Genomic DNA, 950 nt, shown 5'->3' on the forward strand with positions numbered 1-950 from the left:
GCTTTATTAGCAATTACCACGTTTTCTTTTGTTAGATTATCTATTTGAGCAACTGATTGATTTATCATATTTATGCCTTCACTTTGCTCTTTGATTGATTCACTCATTTCATTTATTGATTGAGCTAATACATTTGCATTTGCCTCTATCTCACTTAGAGATTTTTGAGTTCTTTCTGCTAGTTTTCTAACTTCATCAGCAACAACTGCAAATCCTCTGCCATGTTCTCCTGCTCTTGCTGCTTCAATTGCTGCATTAAGAGCTAGAAGATTTGTTTGATCTGCTATATCTCTTATTATTACGATGATATTTTTTATCTCTTCGGATTGTCTTGTTACATCTTCTGCTTTTTGACTTATTGCATTCATTGAGCTAGACATTTGTTCAACTGCAGCAGCAGATTCTTGTAAGCTATTTGCTTGGATACTAGCTGAGTTAGCTACTTTAGATACTGACTCAGCTAGAAGTTTAGCTTTTTCTTCAAGCACTTGAGCTTGGTTTAGATTGTCATTTAGCATTTTAGATATCTCTATGCCTAGAGAGTTTATACCACTTGCTATCTTACCATCATCATCAAGTCTTTTTGTAAAGTCTTGGTTTTTATAAGTATTTAGTAGATCAAGTACATCTTTGCCATTACTTGAGATTGCATTTTTAAGAGCAAGTTGTAGATCTTTAAATGTGCTTTTTAGTTGATTTAGAGCTGGGTTATTAGTATCTGCTTCTAAGCTTGCTTCATAGTTGCCATCTTTTATCTCATTTACAAAGGTGTTAGCTTTTTGGATGAAAGCATTTTCATTTTCTTTAGCTGTTCTAATCTTTTCAATATTTTCATCTATTAAAGCTGCCATTTGAGAAATTTCATCTTTACCTTTAATGTTTAAAAGATGTGCACTATTTGTCTTATTATTTAAAAAGTCAAAGAAATCTTTTAATGAATTTTTAGTTAG

The 950-nt window shown here is 31.8% G+C and carries 1 protein-coding gene; it reads right to left on the minus strand.

The window, feature by feature from the left end:
- Positions 1-950, minus strand: a 950-nt coding sequence (locus tag CYP05_RS10090; protein WP_275935741.1) for a methyl-accepting chemotaxis protein, incomplete at both ends; no start/stop codon positions are given.

The organism is Campylobacter concisus (assembly GCF_002913545.1).
GTDB lineage: Bacteria > Campylobacterota > Campylobacteria > Campylobacterales > Campylobacteraceae > Campylobacter_A > Campylobacter_A concisus_AV.